Consider the following 20562-nt stretch of genomic DNA (forward strand, 5'->3'; position numbering starts at 1 on the left):
AAAATAAAGTAAAGTATAAATGGAGATATCTGATGGAAAGAAAAAAAATCATTAAATTTGAGACAAGAATAAATAACGAAGATTATATCGTTCGTGACCACCGTGTACATGATGTAAGAATTATGCCTGGAGTCACATTTTTGGACCTGATTTTTAGAATGTTAAGAGAAAAAGGATTTGATACAACTAAAGCTGAACTTGGTAATATCCTTTTTAAAAAACCTATTGTTACTTCAAATGAATTTGATAAGAAGATAATTTTATCCATGATAGAGAATAAGGGTTCTTGGAATATTAAAGCAGAAAGTCAAGCTATTATTGGTGGAAAAGTTGTAGATGAAGAGATAGACCTTAATTTAGAATGTGAGTTAACTTTTACTAATAATAGATCTCCTCTAAAAATTAATATTAAAAAATTAATAGGTGAAGCAACATCTGTTATGCCTATTGATGAAATGTATGCTTTTACTAGAGGCATCATGATAAATCATTATGAATTTATGAAATGTCTAGGAAAAATTTATCATGGTAATGACTACTTGTTAGGTGAAGTCAGTTTAAGTGAGCTTGGACAGCAATATCTTCAGTACTCATATCTTCACCCTGCGTATCTGGACTGTTCAACAATTATCCCTGCTATTTATCATGAAAAAAGTTTAAAAGCAAGTAAACCATATATACCCCTATTTATTAAGAAATTCAGTGCTTTTAAGTCAACAGGAAAGGTATGTTACATACTAGCCTTTAAAAAGAATCAATTTAGTTCTTCAGAGGACATAAATTATAGTAGCTATTTACTTCTTGATGAAGAGGGAAATGAAGTTGCGACTATTGACCGATTAGCAGCTAAACAAATAAGATCCGAAAATTTAATAAAAAATCTTGAAATGGAGTCGAAGGTGGTTAACAAAAGTATGAATACTCAATCCCCTATTGAAACAAAAAAAGAAAAAGTTCAATCTCCTATCAAGCAAACAAAAGAGAAAGTGTCAATTGAAACTATTTGTAAGGATATAGCAATAATGGTTGGAAAGATGCTTTCAAAGGATGGTACTTCATTAGATATAGAAACTGGTTTTTATGACTTAGGGCTTGATTCCACACAACTTCTAAAAATAGTTAAAAATTTAGAAAATCAATTAGGTGTTCAGCTTTATCCAACTTTGCTTTTCGAATACAGCAATATTCTTGAACTTTCAAATTATATTTTTAAAAATTACGCTGATAACTACAATTCTGAAGATGGAGAAACCACACAAATCAGCGAAGATGGAAAAGATGAAACTATTTTTGGAAAACAGATTATGGTCAATGAGGAGATGGAAAATTTAAATCCAGAACTTCTTGCAGAAAAAGTTATCTGCTTGTTTGTAAGAGATAAGAAAATTGGTGAACTATTTAGAGAATATGTTGAGAAGAGTGGAAACGCCAAAATAGTTTTAATCAGACCAGGAGAAAGGTTTCAGAAGATTCAAAATGATAACTATTTTATTAATTCAGCATCAAGTGAAGATTATAAGAAACTTTTTGAGACTCTGCAAAATAACAAGGTTACCATTGACAAAGTAATTCATTATTGGGGAGATAGAGAATCTGATTTAAATGAAGATAACGTGAAAGACATTATAAGGGAAAGTGTTTTATCTTTAACTTTTCTTTCTCAAGCTATAATGACTATAAAAAAGGAATGTGAATTATTATTTGTTTTTAATGAGGGAAGTAATGGGCTTTCCAATCCTCTGTATAAAGCGGTACAGGCCTTTGCATATTCACTTGCTTTTGAAAATCCAAAATTTATTTATAGTTCAATGGAAATTTCAAAGGAATTAAAAATTGACAAAAACCTTCCCGAGTTGATTTTGAAAGAGTTTTATTACAACTGGAAGAAAGGACAATTTATTCGACTTGATGCCACTAAACGTTATGTTAGAAAGACAGTAGTGGTTGATGAACCAGCTGATTTAGAAGAAGGAATTAAGATAAAACAAAATGGTGTATATCTTATTACTGGTGGAGTCGGGGGATTAGGAGTTATTTTCTCAAACTACTTGGCAGAACGATATAAAGCTCGTTTAATACTGGTTGGTCGGTCAGAAATGGATGCTGAAAAGGGAAAGATAATTTCATCATTAAAAGAGCTTGGAGGAGATGCAATTTACCTGTCTTGTGATTTGAGTGACAAAGAGGCTGTTGAGGAGATTATTGATAAATCTATTAAAAATTTTAGTAAAATTGATGGCGTTTTTCATGCAGCAGGAATCAATCGTGATGCTTTTGTTATTGAAAAAAGAGAGGAAGATATACGAGCTGTATTAGAGTCTAAGATTTTCGGAACGCTGAACCTTGATGAAGCTTTAAAGGAATTAAATATTGATTTTTTTGCCCTTTTTTCTTCAATATCTGGAGTTTGGGGAAATATGGCTCAAAGTGATTATGCTTATGCAAACAGCTTTTTAGATTTCTTTGCAAGTTATAGAAATGTTTATAAAGTTCAAGGACAAAGACATGGAAAAACAATATCTATCAATTGGCCGCTTTGGGCGCAAGGTGGGATGCATGTAGATACCGAAACTTTAAAATTAATTGCTGAGCGAAGTGGAATGACTCTTCTGGAAAGTGAAGCAGGTATTAAGGCTTTTGAAACAGCTCTTCAGATGGGCGAAGAAGGACTGCAGGTTCTTTTTGGTAGAGTAGATAAAATAAAATCTACTTTGTTTAACTTAAAACTAGAGGAATCGGTTTTAGAAAAAGATATAGAAGCTGATATAGATGAATTCTCTTCTACTCTAAAAGAAATAGAACAAGATTTAAGTGCAATTGAGGTATCAGAATGCAGAGACGATGAGATTGCTATTATTGGGTTAAGTGGACGCTATCCCAAAGCTGATACTTTAGAAGATTTCTGGAATATAGTTAGTGAAGGGCACAACTGTGTTGAAGAAGTTCCGCCAAACCGTTGGGATGTTAGTTCTGTGTTCGATGAAAAGGTAGGGAAAGAAGGAAAGACCTACTGTAAATGGGGATCATTTATTGATGACGTTGAAAAATTTGACCCACTTTTCTTTGCTATATCACCACTTGATGCGGAAAATATGGATCCACAGTCAAGGCTTTTATTAGAAACTTCTTGGCATACAATAGAGGATGCAGGATACACGCGACGTTACCTTGCAGAGAAGGAAGTTGGCGTTTATATAGGAATAATGAATGATGACTTTACATGGAATGCTGCTGAAGCCTCAGGTAGGACAGGTAAGTATTTCAATCAAGGAAGTTGTGCTTATGATATGGCTAATAGAATTTCATATTTTATGAATCTAACTGGCCCAAGTTTGACTGTAGAGACAGCATGTTCTTCTTCGTTAACTGCTATTCACATGGCACGGATGGCAATTTTAAACGGTGAGTGTGATCTTGCTTTAGCCGGCGGTGTTAATTTAAGCTTGAATAAAAATAAATATATAACACTTAGTAATATGGGAATAGTTTCCCTAGATGGAGTAGAAAAAACATTTGATAAAGATGCGAATGGCTATATTCCAGGTGAAGGTTGTGGCATGGTTATGCTAAAACCTTTGAAAAAGGCAATAAAAGACAAAGATAATATTTATGCTGTGATTAAGGGCTCAGCAATAAACCATTCTGGTACTGGATCAGGACACTTTGTACCAAATTTAAAGTCCTTAGTTAAAGTAATGGACAAGTGTATTAGGCAGTCAAATGTTAACCCTCGACATATTTCCTACGTAGAAACACATGGAGCGGGAACATCCCTTGGAGATGCGCTAGAGGTTCAGGCGTTAAAGAACGCATTCTCTCAATTTACTGAAGAGAAAAAATATTGCGCATTAGGTTCTAAGGCCAATTTAGGACATCTTGAATCTGCATCTGGAATTTGTTCGCTGACAAAGGTAATTTTGAGTATGAAAAATAATAAAATACCTATGTGTGCGAATGTTAAAGAGTTAAATCCTTCAATTATGCTTAGCGATTCACCATTTTTTATTCCGTATGATACACAAGAATGGACATCCAAGAAAAAATATGCAGCCATAAATTCTTTTGGTGTAGGAGGAGCTAATTGTTTTATGATACTACAGGATGTTCCGGTGATTAAATCAACAGAAGAAGAAACTAATAAAAGAGAAGTTATTCTATTTTCTGCTAAAGAAAAAAGTAGCCTAAAAGAATATGTGAAAAAAATGATGGATTTCATTATTAGTGAGGAAGAGATTGAAAAGGCAACTTTAAAGGAAATAGCCTACATGACACAAATAGGACGTGAAGGAATGGATCATAGAGTAGCATTTATTGCTACAGATAAGGCGGCACTCTTTTCATTGCTTAGTCGATATTATGAAGGAGAGCTAGGAAATGAAAAAGATATTTTTCAAGGGCATCGTAAAAACAGAGACAATCATTTTCTTGTTGTTGGAGATGATGGCGAAGCTGTAATAGAGTTCTTAATTAAGAGCAAAAAAGTGGAAAAGTTAGCTAGACTATGGGTAGATGGTATTGAGATTAATTGGGATGTTTTGCATGAGGAAGAAAGACCATTAAAAAAATCTATTCCTGTATATCCATTTGATAAAATGCTATGTGTAAATGAACATATTAAGAATTCATTAATTTATAACAGTGTACAAAAAGTTGAAAAGGCTACTATAAACGTTGAAGAGAAAAAGATTGAAACTATACAAGTAAAAACAACGAAAAAAGACGATTTAAAGAATCTTACTGTTGAACTGTTAAAAGATATTGTTTCTAGTGCCACTAAAATTCCATTGACAAAAATAGAAGAAGACGAGGTATTTGAGAGTTTTGGTATTGACTCAGTTATGTTTATGAATTTAATTCGAATGCTTGAAAATTATTATGGAGAATTGTCAAAGGCATTGTTGTTAGATTATTCAACAATATCTCAACTATCTGATTACTTTATCAAGGAGCATTATGAGCTAACGGTTAAAAATGTTGAGGAAATGGTAAGGAATAAGGTAAAAGTATAGTTTTAAAAAGTACAAGGATAAATCAATAATGATACTTATGTGAACAGATAAAGTCATGAAGGGGGGTGATTTGTGGGAGCTTAGAGGTGATATGAATATAATGGTTAATTAAGGCTATAACTTGAAGTTTTAAGTCTCGCAAGTAGAAATATCATGTGGATATATAATAAATCGTCGGACCTGCGAGCGGTCATTGCTAAAAAATATAATATTTTGGAGGTTCATATGTCAAAGATTAATTATAATATTAGCGCATTTAGTGGTGAGCAGAAAAAGTTTTTTAAAGAAATGATTTCTTATGTTTCAGAACATATTGTTGATTTTAAGTTTTTTGATAACGAGGTTGAAATACAACTTCAGGATGAAAAGTATTTGGATATAGTATTGAAAAATATTAATCAATTAAGAGATATGATAAACTCAAATGAATTAAAAAAAGGGCAAGAACTGAAAATCAAAACAATATATAAAAATTCTAATAAGGACACGATAAATAAGGAACCTATATTTGAAACTCTAATAGAACAAGGTGATGTTATTCAGATAATGCCTGGAATTTTTGCTTATAGTGGTCTATTTAAAAATGTCTATGGATATTTTCTTAAAAAGGTAAGAGAATTTATAAAGATTGAGTTCCCTGAGCACAAGGATATACAATTCCCAAAGCTTTACCCTTTGAAACAATTTGAACAAGGGGGTTATTTTGATAACTTTCCGCATCATATAATGTTTCAGTCGGTACTTAGAAATGATATTAATACTATCAATGATTTTTCCAAAAACGGAGTAACTGACGATTTTCTAAAAAATATCAAAACACCCACATCAGTACTTAAAAATGCCTCTTGTGTTCCTGTATATTCATTAATTGCTGATAGTACAATTCTTGAAAGCGAAGGCTTAAAATCCTTTTTTGTTAAGGGAAAATGTTTTAGAAATGAGGGAGCTAATATAACAGAACTTGCTCGACTTAATGAGTTTACGATGGCCGAGTTCGTATTTATTGGAACGGATGAACTTATAGGTAAAGCAATAGAAAGATCTAAAAAACTATGGTATTTTTGGAGTGATGTATTTAATTTGGATTGTAGCATTGAAACAGCAAATGATTCTTTCTTTGCAGGAAACTATAATAAGTTAAAGTATTTTCAGCTTTTAGGTAATTCAAAAGAAGAATTTAAGATTCTTTTACCACATTCAAATACATATATTGCAGCATCTTCTGCGAATTACCACAGAACTCACTTTACTAAACGTTATAATATAAAGAGTGATCAGGGCTTTAGCCATTCTTCATGCTTCGCTTTTGGTATTGAACGTCTGGCATATGCATTGTTATGTCAAAAAGGAATTGATGTATCCCGCTGGGACAAAGAAACCCTAGCAGAAATTGAAAAGTATGTTTCGATAAAAAAGTAAGTTGATTTAGAGAGGGATTATAATGAGTAGATGTAAAAAGTGTGTTATGCCTGTGGTAGAAGACAAAATAACGCTTGATCAGCATGGAGTTTGCAACGTTTGTAATGATTACAATGAATTTATTAGTAATGAAAAAAACCAGACATTAATAAAACGGGATAAAGAAGTTTTGCTTAAAAAGATAGAAATGTCAAAGGGAAAAGACAGTAAATATGATTGTATGGTTGGAGTATCTGGTGGCAAGGACAGTTTAATGACATTGTATATTGCCAAAAAAGAGTTAAACCTTAATCCCCTAGCTGTTTTTATTGATAACGGATTTGGACTTCCAGAGATGTATGAAAATAATAAAAATGCTGCAGATATTTTGGGTGTCGACCTTTTGATTTACCGTTCCAATGTATATCAGAAGATTTTTAAATATCTCTTAGCTACAAAGAAGCCTATCTATTATTGTAGGCTTTGCCATAGTATCCTTGACCTACATCTCAGAGAAATTGCAAGGCAAAATAGTATTAATATGATTCTTGGGGGATACACAAAGGGTCAGGAATATCTCAAGCACACAGAACTTTTTTCAATTTATAAAATTTCTGATGAAAATGTTAATAATGAGTTGGCAAAAAATGATGAATTTTCAGAAATTGCTGAAGTGTTAAAGAATTCAGCAGTCTATTTTTATAAGAATTTTGGGGACATCAAGACACTATCACCATTTTCTTTTATTGATTATAATGAAGCAAATATTATAGAATTGCTAAAAAAGGAATTGAAATTTAAGATGCCGGCTGTTAGTTGGCCTAAAGATTCCACTAATTGTTTTTTCAACTTTGTATCTCAAAAGTTAGCTGTAGATCATTTTGGCTTTTCTCAGCATGAAGTTGAGTTAAGTACTCTTGTTAGGAGAAACGAAATGACAAGAGAAAGAGCTCTTGAATTGGTAAATACAGAAATTTCAGAAGAGTACTTGCAAATCAGTCTTGATAAACTTGGATATAAATATTCTGAGTTAATATAGTAAAAGAATTAAAATAAGGAGAGGAATCATGAAAAAAATTGTTGTGATCGGCAATGGAAAAATGGCTATTGACTGTATCAAAATATTGCAAGAACAGCAACAAGCAGAAGTTGTTTTGGTGGTTGGAGATCCAGAAAATGTATCAGCTAAAATGCTTCAGGCATACTGCGAAAATAATAGTATTCCTCTGGTAGAATCTTCAAAAATAAATTCATCTTCGGTACTAGATAGAATTCGTGAATCCGGCACAAATTTAATATTTAATATTAATAGTTACAAAATTATAAAGAAGGATTTAATGAATATTCCTGAATACGGAGTGATTAATTTCCATAACGGTCCGCTTCCAAAATATCGAGGGGTAAATATTTGTTCTTGGTGTTTAATAAATGGAGAAAAGGAGCATGGAGTCGCTTGGCATTATGTAGATGATGGTGTTGATACAGGAAATATAATTGGGGTGAGGTTATTTAAGGTAGAAGAAAATGCGACAGCAATATCCCTTATTATGAAATCTATTAACGAGGGAATTCTTCTCTTTAAAGAAATTGTTCCAAATATAATTAATGATAGAGTTAAACCTATAGTTCAAGATGAAAGTAAGGCTTCCTATTATAGTAAGAAAGATATTCCTTTTGAAGGAATGGTAAATTATGAGTGGGATTTTCAAAGAATTGATTCATTTATACGAGGGCTCTGTTTTTATCCCATGAAAAACGATTTTGTCTATCCTTCTTCTACTTTTAACGGAAAAAAATTCTTTTTTAGCTCAATTAGGAAAGAATCTAGCAATGAACAAAAAGTAAAAGGTGGGACAATAGTTAAAATCGACGAGTCTAGAATGTATTTTAGTATATCAGATTCAATAATATCAGTAAACCAGTTGTTCAACAGTGATTTAAAAAAGATAAAGATAAATGAGTTTGTAAAAGAATATGGAATTGTTGAAGGACAAATACTTGGAAAATAAAATGAAAAAGGAGAAAGATTAAAATGACTATTTCAGCAGTTGTAACAGGTGTAGGTAGATACCTTCCGAAAAGAGTTGTTGACAGTAAAGAGGTAGAAGACATGGCTGGATTCCAAAAGTTTGGAATCCGTAATGGTATGGTGAAATTATTTACTGGAGTTGATAAACGTCACTATGCTGCAGAGGATGAACATTGCTCTGATATGGCTATAGAAGCCTCAAAAGAAGCTTTAAAAAGTTCTGGACTAAAACCAGAGGATATTGATGTTGTAATATTTTGCGCTATTACACAGGACTTTGCTGAGCCAGCTACAGCTAATATTATACATGGTAAGTTGGGTACTATTAACGCTCATTGTTTTGACGTAAAAAATGCGTGTAACGCTTTTGTTAATGGCATTGATTTAGCAGATAGTTTAATTAGAAGCGGTAAGGCAAAACATGTTCTTATAGCTTCAGGTGAAGTACCTTCACGAATGATTAAGTTTAATTGCGAAACAAGAGAAGAGTTGGAAAGAAAGAATGCTACCCTTTCTGTTGGTGATGGCGGAGTTGCTTTTGTTTTATCAGCTATAGAAAATACCAATCGTGGAATTGTAGATACTCATTTACTATCTATGGGCCAGTACTGGGATCAAAACGTAGTTTGGGGAGGAGGGGTAAGATTCCCTAGAGATACGGATAAGTTCTATTTAAGTGGCGAGACAAATAAGATTATTAAAGACAATTATGAAACAGCTCCGGTTTTCTTCAAAGAATGTATAGAAAAAACAGGATGGGAAGTTGATTCTGTAGACTTTTTTATCTTATCTCAGGTAACGAAATATCTGCAGAAGGAAATGTGTCGTTCACTCAATATTCCACAAGAAAAAACTATATCCATCATTGAGAAAATTGGAAATACATGTGCTGGTGGTGTGCCTATGGCTATGTATGAAGCAGCGACACTTAGTAAAATAAAACCTGGGGATCGTGTAGTTATAATTGCTACAGCAGCAGGTTATAGTATGGCTTGTATCTGTTTAGTTTGGTAAAATACAAAATTATGGAGGGAAAAATGAATAATAAATTAGAAATAAAGGAAATCATTGAACTTTTAAAAGGTAATATAGAATCTATAAAGGATATAGAAATTGAAGGTGACACACCTTTAGTTAACTCGGGACTTATTGAATCTTTTGATCTAATTAAAATGCTTTCGGTTTTTGAGCAGAAATACGACATTGCCCTAGAATTGGAGAATATAGATTTTGCTAGATTCGCTACTCCTTCATCAATAGTAAGCATGCTAAATGAAATGATGAATTAGAGAGAGGTTAACTATGAGTATGAACAAGTTATTAAATGATAAAATGACAAACAAAATAGAGTATCTTGCAACGGATACAATGCCACATTTGCTTGATGAGGTTTGTGCGAAAAATTCAAAAAAAGAAGCTCTTATATTTGATGAAGAACACTTTACGTTTGAAGAATTTCACGAAATTTGTGTAACTCTTGCAAAAAACTTACGAAAACTTGGTATATCAAAAAATCACAAGGTAGCAATAGTATTACCAAACTGTAAGGAATTTATTTTTCTTTATTTTGCTCTAATGAAAATAGGAGCATGGCCTACTCCTCTTAGTACTCGTTGGGAAGAGCCTGAAATTGCTAATGTTCTAATTGATTGTGACCCTGATGCTGTGATATTTGCGGATCAGATAGGTGTAATTGATTATGTAACTCTATTTGAAAATATAAAGGAAAAGGTTCCTTCTGCACAGAACTGGATAATTAGAAATGAACATCAAGATACTGTAAAGGAAAATTATGTATTACTAAAGGAGCTTTTCAAGCCTGTAGAGGAAGAAATTGAGTTTGAACAAGTTTTTCCACAAGATGTTGCATTATTAGCTTATACATCTGGAACTACAGGTAATCCAAAGGGAGTAATGTCTTGTCACGGAAGTTTAGTTCAAACATCAAAGTTTACCAATGATTATTGGCAAATATCAGGGGATCATGGAATTTCTATAGCTCCACTTTATGCTGCTCAGGGTTTTGTAGCTCTTCTTTGTAATTTTGCAGGAGGAACTAAAACTCAATTCTTATCAACTTTTGATCCAAATCAGATTCTAAAATCTATATCTAAAGGGGAGTGTTCTCTTTTTCATACTCAGCCAACTATGTGGTCACTATTATTTACAACATCAACCTTGAAATTTTGTAGTTGGAAATCTCTGAAAAAGGTTATAGTTTCTGGCGATATTTGTACTCCAGCTCTAGCAAAACAGATTGAAGAGGTAACTGGTTGTATCCTGTTAAACGCTTATGGATTGATTGAAGCAACTGCAACTGTATTGTTAACATTGCCAGGAGACAGTCAGGAGATTAGGCTTAATACTGTTGGACGACCACTTCCAGGAATTGAAGTGAAAATTGTAAATGATGAAAGAGAAGAAGTCCCACATGGGGAAATAGGTGAATTGGCCATTCGTGGATATACTATGATGGGTTACTATAAAAAAGAAGCAGAAACAAAAGCAGTTTTAGATGATGATGGTTGGCTTTATACAGGGGATTTAGCGAGATTCTATGATGATGAAAATGTTACAATTATTGGTAGGAAAAAAGATATGATAATTCGTGGAGGATTTAATATCTATCCTAGCGATATAGAATCAGTAATAAAGACTCACCCAGATATTTATGATGTTTCTGTAGTTGGGAAACGACATAAGGTATTAGGTGAACAAACTGTAGCATTTGTTATACCAAAGGCTGGAAAGCATTTAACGCCAACTGATATAAAAGCTTATTGTACGGGGAAAATTGCCAACTATAAAATACCAGATATTGTGACCTTTATTTCGCAGTTGCCTATTATTTTATCAGGAAAAGTAAAAAAGAATGAATTAAAAGATTGGGCTGAAAATGGAGTTCCTGAAAATGAAAAATTTTTATTTGAATGAGGTGTAAAGTATGGATACTAAAATAACATATGAAGGTTTTGTAAAATTTATTTCAAAGAGGTTTAATGTTTCTATTGATAAAATAACAAAAGAAACTTCTTTTATTAATGATTTAGGAATGGATTCTCTCTCCACCTATGCATTAATTGGTGATATTGAAAATGAGTTTAATATTAAAATGAATGTAGAACTAGATGATTTGATGGAAATTTCAACTATTGGACAGGCGTATGATTTTTTTAAGTAGACAGGAGAAGAATCAATGAATGTAAAGGGGAAAAAGTATCTTTTATTAGAAAACAATCTATCCATTGAAGACATTAGATATAAGGCGTATAACAACATTCATCGTCCTGATTGTCCTTCAGACAACTATATAGCTAGTAGATCAAGAGGTACAAAAATTGTAAGAAGAGAAGATGGGTATGATGTTATTGGTTGGCAAAGAACCAATACGAGAATGCAAAAAAGAGATATTGATTTATCGGTAATAATTACTTTGTCGCTCGATAACGATAAGGTTATTAGAAGTATTCACCTTGATCCTAATTTCACTGGTAGTATGGGTATTGTATGTAGCTATAAATATCTTACTATGATTCTACAAAAAAGACTAATTGGACTGAAGCTTGATATAGAGAATCTTTCTTATTTTTCAGTAAAGAATCTTTATTGTTTTCATTTCCAAGAAATATTATTAGGTGCTATGTCCTTTGTGGAGCAATTCAAAACTCAAGATAAGGAGGAATTTGATGAGGTTGAAACTTCTGAAGGTTCTTATTATGACGATGGGAATTTTAATCAGTGTAGCACACAACAATTTAGTAATGGATTTAGGGTGAATTGGGAGTTAATTATATCAGATTACAAAAAACATATTAAGTACGGAGCTAACGGAGGTGTTGAAAAAGTATCTGATTTAAATCTTTGCTTCCGATATACAGACTCAGAAGGAAAATGTGGGGAGTTAACTGAAACTATATCAGCTGATACTAACAAAGCGTTTATTGAAAAACTTTTCAGATTTTTTGCTCCTATTGCAGATAAGCTATCTAAAGAAATAAGCATATGTAATAATATGCCTTATTACAATACAAATACTCATGTAGGAACATTAATGAGTTTAATATTACAAGGTATGGCGGGATCAATATTCTCCCAAAACTACACGTACATTCAACATGTTATAAAAGCGCTACAAAGACCTAATGGAAAACCTTTATGTGTGGGTGTTTCTAATGATCCGGAAGAAGCAAAAGAGTTTTTTGAAGGCTTTGAAATGAAGTATCTATACTAAAGATAACATTATAGGAAACTGGTGAATAGTGTTAACTATTTTAAACCATTAGTTATTCTGGTGTGAAACAATAAGGCTGTAACAAATCGTTGGAGCTAAAAAATCTCCAAATCAATGATGAAATGAGATTAGCGTTTTATTTTATCATTGAAAGGAGATTTATATTGAATAATAAAGGCAATAATTCCATATAAGTAATGAAAGGCTAATGTATTATATTTTTAATTAAACTTGCATAAAATCATAAAATTTGTTAAATTAGTATAATATTTTAAATATAGGAAAAAATATAAATTTTAATAGGAGAGTTAACTATGAATGAGAAACTTACTAGAAAATTTGGGTTTATAGCAATATTGATAGGTACATTTTTAGCTCAGTTAGATACAACTATAATAAATATTGCTTCACCTAAAATCGGAGAGTATATGAATTCATCTATAAATACCACTAGTTGGATTGCTAGTATATATGCTTTGGCCTTAGGTGTTTTGATGGTAACAGCTGCTAAGATTGCTGATCAGTTTGGACGAAAGAAACTTTTTTTAATAGGTTTAGCTATATTTACCCTTTCATCTTTACTTTGTGCTAGTTCTGAAACAATAGGAATGCTAATATTGTTTAGAGCTATTCAGGGTATTGGTGCGGCGATTATAACTCCAGTAGTTATACCTATGGCAGTAGAAATCTTAGGAAAAGAGAAATATGCTTTAATTGCTGCAGCATTTGGTGCAACGGCGAGTTTTGCAGCTTCTTTTGGAGCTCCAGTAGGTGGTTTTATAGTAGAGTATTTTAGTTGGAAATGGATTTTCATAATTAATATTCCATTAGGACTAATAGCTATTTTTATTACTGTATTCTTAATTAAAGAGTCCTACGACGAAACAACATCTAAAGAAGTTGATTTTATTGGTATTGTGTTACTTACTTTAGGATTGAGTTTATTTGTTTTAGCGCTCATAAAAACTGGCGATTATGGAATAACATCATCAAGGATAATTTCAATGTTAGTAGGAAGTTTTGTACTTTTAGGTTTCTTCTTTTTCGCAGAAACAAAAGTAAAGGCACCAATGATAGAACTAAAATTTTTTAGGGAAAGAAACTTTAGGAATTCAGTTATTTGCATGGTATTTTTGGGTATTGCGCTATCACCTTCTCTATTTTTGTTAAACTTTTTTATGAACAATATTCAAGAAGTCTCGAATTTGAAAATTGGAGTGACACTATGTGTGTTATCCATTGCCTCTATGATAGCCTCTATAATAACTCCCAAGTTCTACCAAAAGGTGGGTTATAGGCTATTTATCATAATCTCAATGTTGGGATTTGTAGCAGGGAACTATTTGTTATCACAGTTAACACCTAATACACCTCAAAGTAAAATTATTGCTATTTTAGTAGTACTAGGTATAGCAATGGGATGCGGTGCTCCAGCGTTAGTTGGGGGTTCAGTACACTTTTTAGAAAAAGAAAAGATAGGTATTGCATCAGGTGTAATCAATATGTCAAGGCAGATAGGGGTATTACTGGGTATAGCTATATTTGTAACTGTGTTAAATAATTCAGTTGATTCATATTTTGATTTAGGAAAGAAAAGTTTTATAAGCAAGATACAGGCTTCAACAAAATTACAACCTACTAAGAAAGCTGATATGATTAATAATGTAAGTCAGTTGACGCCAAAATCAGATAAGACAGATAAAATTGAAGTACTACGGGAAATAGACTCTGAAAAAGAAGATGAATTGAAAAAAACAAGCTCCGATAAAAAAATTGAGGTAGAGGCAATGTTTAATGCGGAGAAAGAGGAAATTTCCAAGTTGATTGATTATGGAACATTAACGCTAAAAACTAAAAGTTCTGAAGCGTTTGATTTTACCTTTAAGAGCTCTTGCATACTACTTATATTTTCGTTATTTTTTGCATTTAATACTGGCAGAAAACAACCTAAGCATAAAGAGGCGAATAATATAGTTGACGTAGAGTAGAGGGTTAAGCCAGGCATATAACATAGATATTGGCAAATATAAAAGAAGATTTGCTTTCAGTAAAAGCAGTTTTGTATAGAAAAAAGGCGAATGAATTATAATTGAATTAAATATGATGACAATCTTTCGTGTTTATTTTTGTTTGGTTAGAGATTCAATTATAACACGAAGGGTTGCATTAAAGGTTTATGAAAGACTATGGAATAATAAAATTTTAATCAATCCATAATTGGAAGTACCTTGTATATTGTTACAGTTATCTTTGATAAAAATTTGCCTAATGGTATTTTGTTTAATTTTACCCACACAAATATGGTATTCTCCTCCACTACGTTTAAATTTTGTGTAGATACATGTATTAATTCATAATGGAGGAAAGTATAGAAGCCTAACGGCTAAAAGTTAGGGTAGTCAATACTTGTGGAATTCCGCAAACAGCTACGCTAACATAAGAATTAGGGAGGGTCTAATAATGGGAATAAGAGAGTTTTTATTAAGTGGTGAAACTGAAGGAGGAAGAAGGTTTTATAGAAAAATGTTAAAATGGCTGGATAGTCCTTCAAGACTAAAATACGACGATCCAGAGATGTTACTAAGGGGTTCAGGAATACAGCCTGGTCAAACAGTCCTAGAGATTGGGTGTGGATCTGGTTTTTTTTCCATACCTGCTTCGAGAATGTTGGGTAGTGAAGGGAAACTTTATTCTACAGACATTAATTCTGTAGCTGTTGAAGAAACACAAAGAAAAGTTGATGAATTAAATATCAAAAATGTTATAGTCAAAAAGGATGATGCCATGAATTCCTCCTTTGAAGATTCTATGTTTGATTTAGTTCTTCTTTATGGTGTTGTACCAGCTCCAGTTATTTCTATGAAGGAAATCTCAAAGGAAATTTGTAGAGTCTTAAGACCTGGTGGTGTTCTTGCAATTTGGACTAAGGTGCCGCTGTGGTCACCACGTGATGCAATAAGACACGCTTCCTTCGAAGAATTGGATAAACTTAATGGAGTTTTTCGTTTGAGGAAAATATAAGATATGTATTTATTTAAGAGGCTGAGCAATATAGCCTCTTTTAAATACACTTAGCATGGAAGTGAGCCTATAGTCAAGAATCCAAACTCTATGGAAATATTTATAGTTATCTTTAAGCAGTATTTGAATTGGAGCTGTTTCATTAGTATCTAATTAGAAATTTTGATTGAAACAGAATAATTGAATCTAATGGTGAGAAAGTTCCAATTATTTCGTAATCATTAGATATAGTTAAGATAATTATAAATTTTTCAGTATAATTGAATTTCTGTTTATTTTGCGATATGTTGGAATTGTAACAAATAGATTGAATCTATTTGTTACAATATTTTATTAAAACTATCTATTGAATTTAAATGATTAAAAATTTTGAATTTCAAGTATTTCGCGTAAACTTTGAGAGTAATGATCTAAAATTAAAAGAATAATTTCAAAATGATGTTAGGATGGGACAATCAATGGAATCAACATACGATTTGTATATAATAAAAACAAAATATATGCAATTTTGTAATTATGCTTATTTAGGAATAGATAAGTCTACTAAAGGCGCATTTGTTGTTGATCCTTCTTGGGATTTGTCACAAATGCTAGAAATATTGTATAAGAATGATGCTGAGTTAAAGAAAATATTGCTTACGCATTCGCATTTTGATCATACTAACATGGTAACGAAAATAGTTAACAACTTCAATTCGGATGTATATATGTCAAAAAATGAAGTTGAATACTATGATTACAAATGTGCAAATTTAAAATGTGTAGAGGATATGGAGGTAATAAGTCTTGGGGAAACAAAGATAAAGTGCTTAGTTACACCAGGACATACAAAGGGAAGTACCTGTTATTGGACTGGAAATAACTTATTTACAGGAGATACTATATTTATAGAAGGTTGTGGACTTTGTAATGAAACAGGTGGATCAGCGGAAGACATGTATTATAGTATTAATAGATTAAGTAAGATTATACCTTTAAATATACACGTATATCCAGGACACTCTTTTGGTGAACCACCAGGAAAAGATATAGGTTCTTTGAAAGAAACAAATATATATTTTCAAATTTATGATATAGACAAATTTGTAAGATTTAGAAATAGAGAAAATAACAGTAGAACATTAAATCTGAAACAGGTTTGACTGTAAAATTGTAGGACTATTATGGAGGAGGTAAGCAGTGGGGAAAGAATTAGTTTTTATGTTTTCAGGTCAAGGATCCCAGTATAATAAGATGGGTCTAGAATTGTATGAAAATAGTGAAAGTTTTAGAAATTGGATGAATAAAATGGATAAGTTTTTTTACAACTTAACAGGAAAGTATAGTATAGACAGATTATATTATAGTGATAGTAAGGAATATAGATTTGATGATATATTTTACACACATCCTACAATATTCATGGTTCAATATGCACTAGCGCAAACTATGATAGAAAATGGAATATATCCTAAGTATTTGCTAGGGGTGAGCTTAGGGGAATATGTATCAATGGCGGTATCAGGGGTATTGAATGTTGAATCGGTTTTGGAACTCATAGTTATACAAGTGGATTTGTTAAAGGAAACTTGTGAAGATGGTGCAATGATATCTATATTAGATAATGTGAAACTATATCACGAGAATAGTGAGCTAAATACTAAGGCAGAGGTTATAGCAACAAATTATGATGGTCATTTTGTAATAGCTTGTAATGATGATGCGGTAGAAGACATTCAAAAGTTCTTGAAAGAAAAGCATATAATTGGGCTTAAATTACCGGTACGTTATGCTTTTCATTCAAGTGGTATTGACAATTTACATTCTCCGTATGCAAAGTATTTAAAAAATATTAAATATAATAAACCAAATATCAATATAATTTCATCAACTAGAGGAACTCTTGTACAAGCCATCGATGATAATTTTTTATGGGATGTCTTAAGGAAACCTATGAATTTTAGAGGTGCAATTAAAACATTACAAAGTATAGGAGAACATATATATATAGATCTAGGAACATCAGGAACACTTGAGAATTTAGCAAAACATATTATGGGGAAAAAATATAATAATAATATTTTATCAGTTATAACCCCATTTGGTAGTGAAGTTAAGAAGTTTAAGCAAGTCAGTGAATACTGTATAGAAAATATATTATAAGGTAAAGAGGTGAAAAGCGGATGAAAGCATATCTGTTTCCAGGACAAGGATCACAATTTATAGGTATGGGGAGGGATTTGTTTAAGGAGTTTCAGGAAATTGTAAAAATTGCAGATGAAGTACTAGGGTATTCTATAGAAGCTCTTTGTTTAGAAGATAAAGATAGGCAATTAGGTATAACAAAATATACTCAACCAGCGTTATACGTTGTAAATGTGTTGTCGTATTTAAAGGCTATTAAGGACAAGAAAGAAAAGCCTGATTTTGTTGCAGGGCATAGTCTGGGAGAGTATAGTGCATTGCAGGTAGCAGGGGTTTTTAGTTTTGAAACAGGATTAAAAATTGTTAGAAAAAGGGCAGAACTTATGAATACAGCTACTGGAGGAGCAATGGCTGCTGTAATAGGTTTAACTGAATACGAGGTTAGGGGTATTATAAACAATAATTTTGATAGTATAGATATAGCAAATCTAAATGCACCAAAACAAATCGTTATATCAGGTCCTGGTGAGGATATTAAAAATGCTAAAGCAATCTTTGAAAAAAGTGGAGCTAGAGCCTATGTAATATTAAAAGTAAGTGGTGCATTTCACTCTAGATATATGAACGATGCAGCAAAGGAATTTAAAGAGTATATTTCTCAATTTGAGTTTTCAACACCATCTATTCCTATAATTTCAAATTTAACAGCAAGACCTTATAAATATTCAGAAATAGTCACTAATATGGTAGGACAAATGGTTGGTAGTGTAAAGTGGACAGAAACGGTGTGTTATCTAATGGGTAAAAAAGAAGATATAGAAATATCACAGCTTGGCCCAGGTAGCGTTATAGAGGGACTGATAAGAACTATAAGGAGAGAGGCAAAGCCATTAATTATTGCAGAAGAGAATGGTGAGGTTCAAGAAAATCAAGAATCTGCGGAGTTAGAAGAAACTAATGAAATAATCAGTTTACTTAAAAATGAACTAGAGGTTATAGAAGATACAGGTGAGAGCACAGCTAAAGATAGAATTGTTAGTGGTGAGATAAAAACCCTAGGAGATTTAGGAAGAAAATTAGGAAATGCTGATTTTAAGAACAGATATGGGTTAAAATATGCATATTTATTGGGGAGCATGAGTGATGGAGTCTCATCAAAGGAACTAGTTATTAAAGCAGGTAAAAGTGGGTGTATGGCGTTTCTGGGGACAAAAGGTATAAGTCTTGAGGAGACAGAAAAATCAATCATATACATTAAAAAAGAATTAAATAATAAGGGAACATTCGGTGTTAACCTATTCTTTGATCCTATAACTCCACAAAAAGAAAAAACATTAGTGGATGTCTTACTAAGATGGGATGTTAAAGTTATTGAGGCATCAGCATATATTACGTTATCCTCATATTTAGTTAAATATAGAATAAAGGGTTTGCGAAAGGATAAACTTGGGAATATAGAGTGTAGAAATAAAGTTATTGCCAAAGTTTCTAGTCCACATGTTGCTAAGATGTTTATGCTTCCGCCACCTAGTAGAGTGATAAGTAAGCTTCTAAAGAATAACGATATAACTGATGAAGAAGCAAAAATGGCTCAACACATCCCTGTAGCTGATGATATATGTATAGAAGGTGATTCAGCAGGATCAACGGAGCAAGGAAACATTTTAAGTCTACTTCCAACAATCCTTAGATTAAGAAATGAGTTAGCTTTAGAGTTTCCTAAAGCTAAAGATATAAAAATCGGTGTAGCTGGGGGGATAGGAACTCCAGAATCTGCCGCTGGAGTATTTTTAATTGGTGCAGAGTTTATTTTAACAGGTTCTATAAATCAATGCACAGTAGAAAGTGGTACTAGTGTTGAAGTTAAGGAATTGCTGCAACAAGTAAACGTAGATGACATAGTATATATACCATCCCTGGAGATGTTTGAATTAGGTCGAAAAGCTCAAGTAATAAAAAAAGGGTCTTTTTTTTCAGCAAGGGTAAATAAATTATATCAATTACTTAAAAATACAAACTCTATAGGACAGTTAGATTGCGAAACTAAGACTCAGCTAGAAGAGAGATATTTTAATAAATCAATTAATGATATTTTGGAAGAATGTAAGAAAAATATTACTAAAGAAGAGTTAGAAATTATAAATAACTGTAGCAATCCAGAAATAGCCTTAGTTTTTAAGTGGTATGTTGAAAATTCAAAAAAGGAGGCAATTAGAGGCGAAAAAAGAAATAAAATAAATTATAACATAAGCTGTAGTCCGGCTCTAGGGGCTTTCAATGAATGGGTTAAAGGAACAGATCTGGAGTTATGGAAAAATAGGAATGTAGATAAAATAGCATTAATGATTATGGATGGAGCAGCAGAAATATTAGAAAGAGCTAACAGTATTTTAACATAGAAAAATATGAGTAAAGAATAGAATTTGAAATTATGAAGGGAATAAGTGCTAATAATTTACTGTAGTTATAGACGTTGATATAAATATGAAAGATACTATGAGGGGGAGGTCAATAAGTTTAAAGAAATATAGTAGCTACAAATGTAGTTAATGGTGATAGGGTTAGAGTTAGTAGGAATATAAAGATTGATATGAATACTTATGGGAACCGTGAAAGAGAAAACTTCATTCACGGTTCCTTAGGAGTATGTTATAAATATATGAAATCAATAATTGATATGATACATTTTTGTTTTATAAATATTTATATAGCTACGTGGTAATTGGAGCAGAAAATTTAGTAATGAAGAG

At 32.0% G+C, this 20562-nt stretch carries 14 protein-coding genes; all 14 read left to right on the forward strand.

From position 1 onward, the window contains the following. The first annotated feature begins 32 nt into the window (after window positions 1-32). The 14 genes from HGI79_RS08745 (at window position 33) to fabD (ending at window position 20211) form a co-directional block, all read left to right on the forward strand. A complete protein-coding gene (locus HGI79_RS08745; protein ID WP_185650336.1) occupies window positions 33-5009 on the forward strand; it encodes an SDR family NAD(P)-dependent oxidoreductase in 4977 nt (1658 codons plus the stop codon). 225 nt (window positions 5010-5234) lie between these two features. Next, the gene (locus HGI79_RS08750) at window positions 5235-6428 is read left to right on the forward strand and encodes an aminoacyl--tRNA ligase-related protein (protein ID WP_241428170.1); all 1194 of its coding nucleotides are present in this window, start codon (window positions 5235-5237) and stop codon (window positions 6426-6428) included. Window positions 6429-6450: 22 nt separating this feature from the next. After that, window positions 6451-7446 (forward strand): phosphoadenosine phosphosulfate reductase family protein, encoded by a 996-nt coding sequence (locus HGI79_RS08755; protein WP_185650337.1) that lies wholly within the window; start codon window positions 6451-6453, stop codon window positions 7444-7446. 28 nt (window positions 7447-7474) lie between these two features. Next, window positions 7475-8416 carry a methionyl-tRNA formyltransferase gene (locus HGI79_RS08760; protein WP_185650338.1) on the forward strand — a complete coding sequence of 314 codons (942 nt, stop codon included), beginning with the start codon at window positions 7475-7477 and terminating at the stop codon, window positions 8414-8416. 23 nt (window positions 8417-8439) lie between these two features. Continuing rightward, on the forward strand, window positions 8440-9450 hold the full coding sequence (locus HGI79_RS08765) for a 3-oxoacyl-ACP synthase III family protein (protein ID WP_185650339.1): 1011 nt from the start codon (window positions 8440-8442) through the stop codon (window positions 9448-9450). Window positions 9451-9473: 23 nt separating this feature from the next. Beyond that, the gene (locus HGI79_RS08770; RefSeq protein ID WP_185650340.1) at window positions 9474-9725 is read left to right on the forward strand and encodes a phosphopantetheine-binding protein; all 252 of its coding nucleotides are present in this window, start codon (window positions 9474-9476) and stop codon (window positions 9723-9725) included. 13 nt (window positions 9726-9738) lie between these two features. Beyond that, on the forward strand, window positions 9739-11370 hold the full coding sequence (locus tag HGI79_RS08775; RefSeq protein ID WP_185650341.1) for a class I adenylate-forming enzyme family protein: 1632 nt from the start codon (window positions 9739-9741) through the stop codon (window positions 11368-11370). A 10-nt stretch (window positions 11371-11380) separates the two neighbouring features. After that, window positions 11381-11617 (forward strand): acyl carrier protein, encoded by a 237-nt coding sequence (locus tag HGI79_RS08780; RefSeq protein WP_185650342.1) that lies wholly within the window; start codon window positions 11381-11383, stop codon window positions 11615-11617. 15 nt (window positions 11618-11632) lie between these two features. Continuing rightward, the gene (locus HGI79_RS08785; RefSeq protein ID WP_185650343.1) at window positions 11633-12667 is read left to right on the forward strand and encodes a hypothetical protein; all 1035 of its coding nucleotides are present in this window, start codon (window positions 11633-11635) and stop codon (window positions 12665-12667) included. 314 nt (window positions 12668-12981) lie between these two features. Continuing rightward, window positions 12982-14655, forward strand: a complete 1674-nt coding sequence (locus tag HGI79_RS08790) for an MFS transporter (RefSeq protein WP_185650344.1) — start codon at window positions 12982-12984, stop codon at window positions 14653-14655. A 472-nt stretch (window positions 14656-15127) separates the two neighbouring features. Next, window positions 15128-15688 carry a class I SAM-dependent methyltransferase gene (locus tag HGI79_RS08795; RefSeq protein WP_185650345.1) on the forward strand — a complete coding sequence of 187 codons (561 nt, stop codon included), beginning with the start codon at window positions 15128-15130 and terminating at the stop codon, window positions 15686-15688. Window positions 15689-16146: 458 nt separating this feature from the next. Further along, window positions 16147-16830 carry an MBL fold metallo-hydrolase gene (locus HGI79_RS08800; RefSeq protein ID WP_185650346.1) on the forward strand — a complete coding sequence of 228 codons (684 nt, stop codon included), beginning with the start codon at window positions 16147-16149 and terminating at the stop codon, window positions 16828-16830. Between the two features lie 37 nt (window positions 16831-16867). Beyond that, complete coding sequence (locus HGI79_RS08805; protein WP_185650347.1) at window positions 16868-17830, forward strand: acyltransferase domain-containing protein; 963 nt, start codon at window positions 16868-16870, stop codon at window positions 17828-17830. Between the two features lie 20 nt (window positions 17831-17850). Next, window positions 17851-20211, forward strand: a complete 2361-nt coding sequence (gene fabD, locus HGI79_RS08810) for an ACP S-malonyltransferase (RefSeq protein ID WP_185650348.1) — start codon at window positions 17851-17853, stop codon at window positions 20209-20211. Window positions 20212-20562 lie beyond the last annotated feature (351 nt).

The sequence above is a fragment of the Clostridium sp. DJ247 genome (genome assembly GCF_014231265.1).

Bases quoted from the DNA above. Each gene is read 5' to 3' on its own strand.
- HGI79_RS08785 (WP_185650343.1), top strand. From the start codon at position 11,633: ATGAATGTAAAGGGGAAAAAGTATCTTTTATTAGAAAACAATCTATCC.
- HGI79_RS08800 (WP_185650346.1), top strand. From the start codon at position 16,147: ATGGAATCAACATACGATTTGTATATAATAAAAACAAAATATATGCAA.
- HGI79_RS08745 (WP_185650336.1), top strand. From the start codon at position 33: ATGGAAAGAAAAAAAATCATTAAATTTGAGACAAGAATAAATAACGAA.
- HGI79_RS08770 (WP_185650340.1), top strand. From the start codon at position 9,474: ATGAATAATAAATTAGAAATAAAGGAAATCATTGAACTTTTAAAAGGT.
- HGI79_RS08760 (WP_185650338.1), top strand. From the start codon at position 7,475: ATGAAAAAAATTGTTGTGATCGGCAATGGAAAAATGGCTATTGACTGT.
- HGI79_RS08780 (WP_185650342.1), top strand. From the start codon at position 11,381: ATGGATACTAAAATAACATATGAAGGTTTTGTAAAATTTATTTCAAAG.
- HGI79_RS08775 (WP_185650341.1), top strand. From the start codon at position 9,739: ATGAGTATGAACAAGTTATTAAATGATAAAATGACAAACAAAATAGAG.
- HGI79_RS08755 (WP_185650337.1), top strand. From the start codon at position 6,451: ATGAGTAGATGTAAAAAGTGTGTTATGCCTGTGGTAGAAGACAAAATA.
- HGI79_RS08765 (WP_185650339.1), top strand. From the start codon at position 8,440: ATGACTATTTCAGCAGTTGTAACAGGTGTAGGTAGATACCTTCCGAAA.
- HGI79_RS08750 (WP_241428170.1), top strand. From the start codon at position 5,235: ATGTCAAAGATTAATTATAATATTAGCGCATTTAGTGGTGAGCAGAAA.
- HGI79_RS08795 (WP_185650345.1), top strand. From the start codon at position 15,128: ATGGGAATAAGAGAGTTTTTATTAAGTGGTGAAACTGAAGGAGGAAGA.
- HGI79_RS08790 (WP_185650344.1), top strand. From the start codon at position 12,982: ATGAATGAGAAACTTACTAGAAAATTTGGGTTTATAGCAATATTGATA.
- fabD (WP_185650348.1), top strand. From the start codon at position 17,851: ATGAAAGCATATCTGTTTCCAGGACAAGGATCACAATTTATAGGTATG.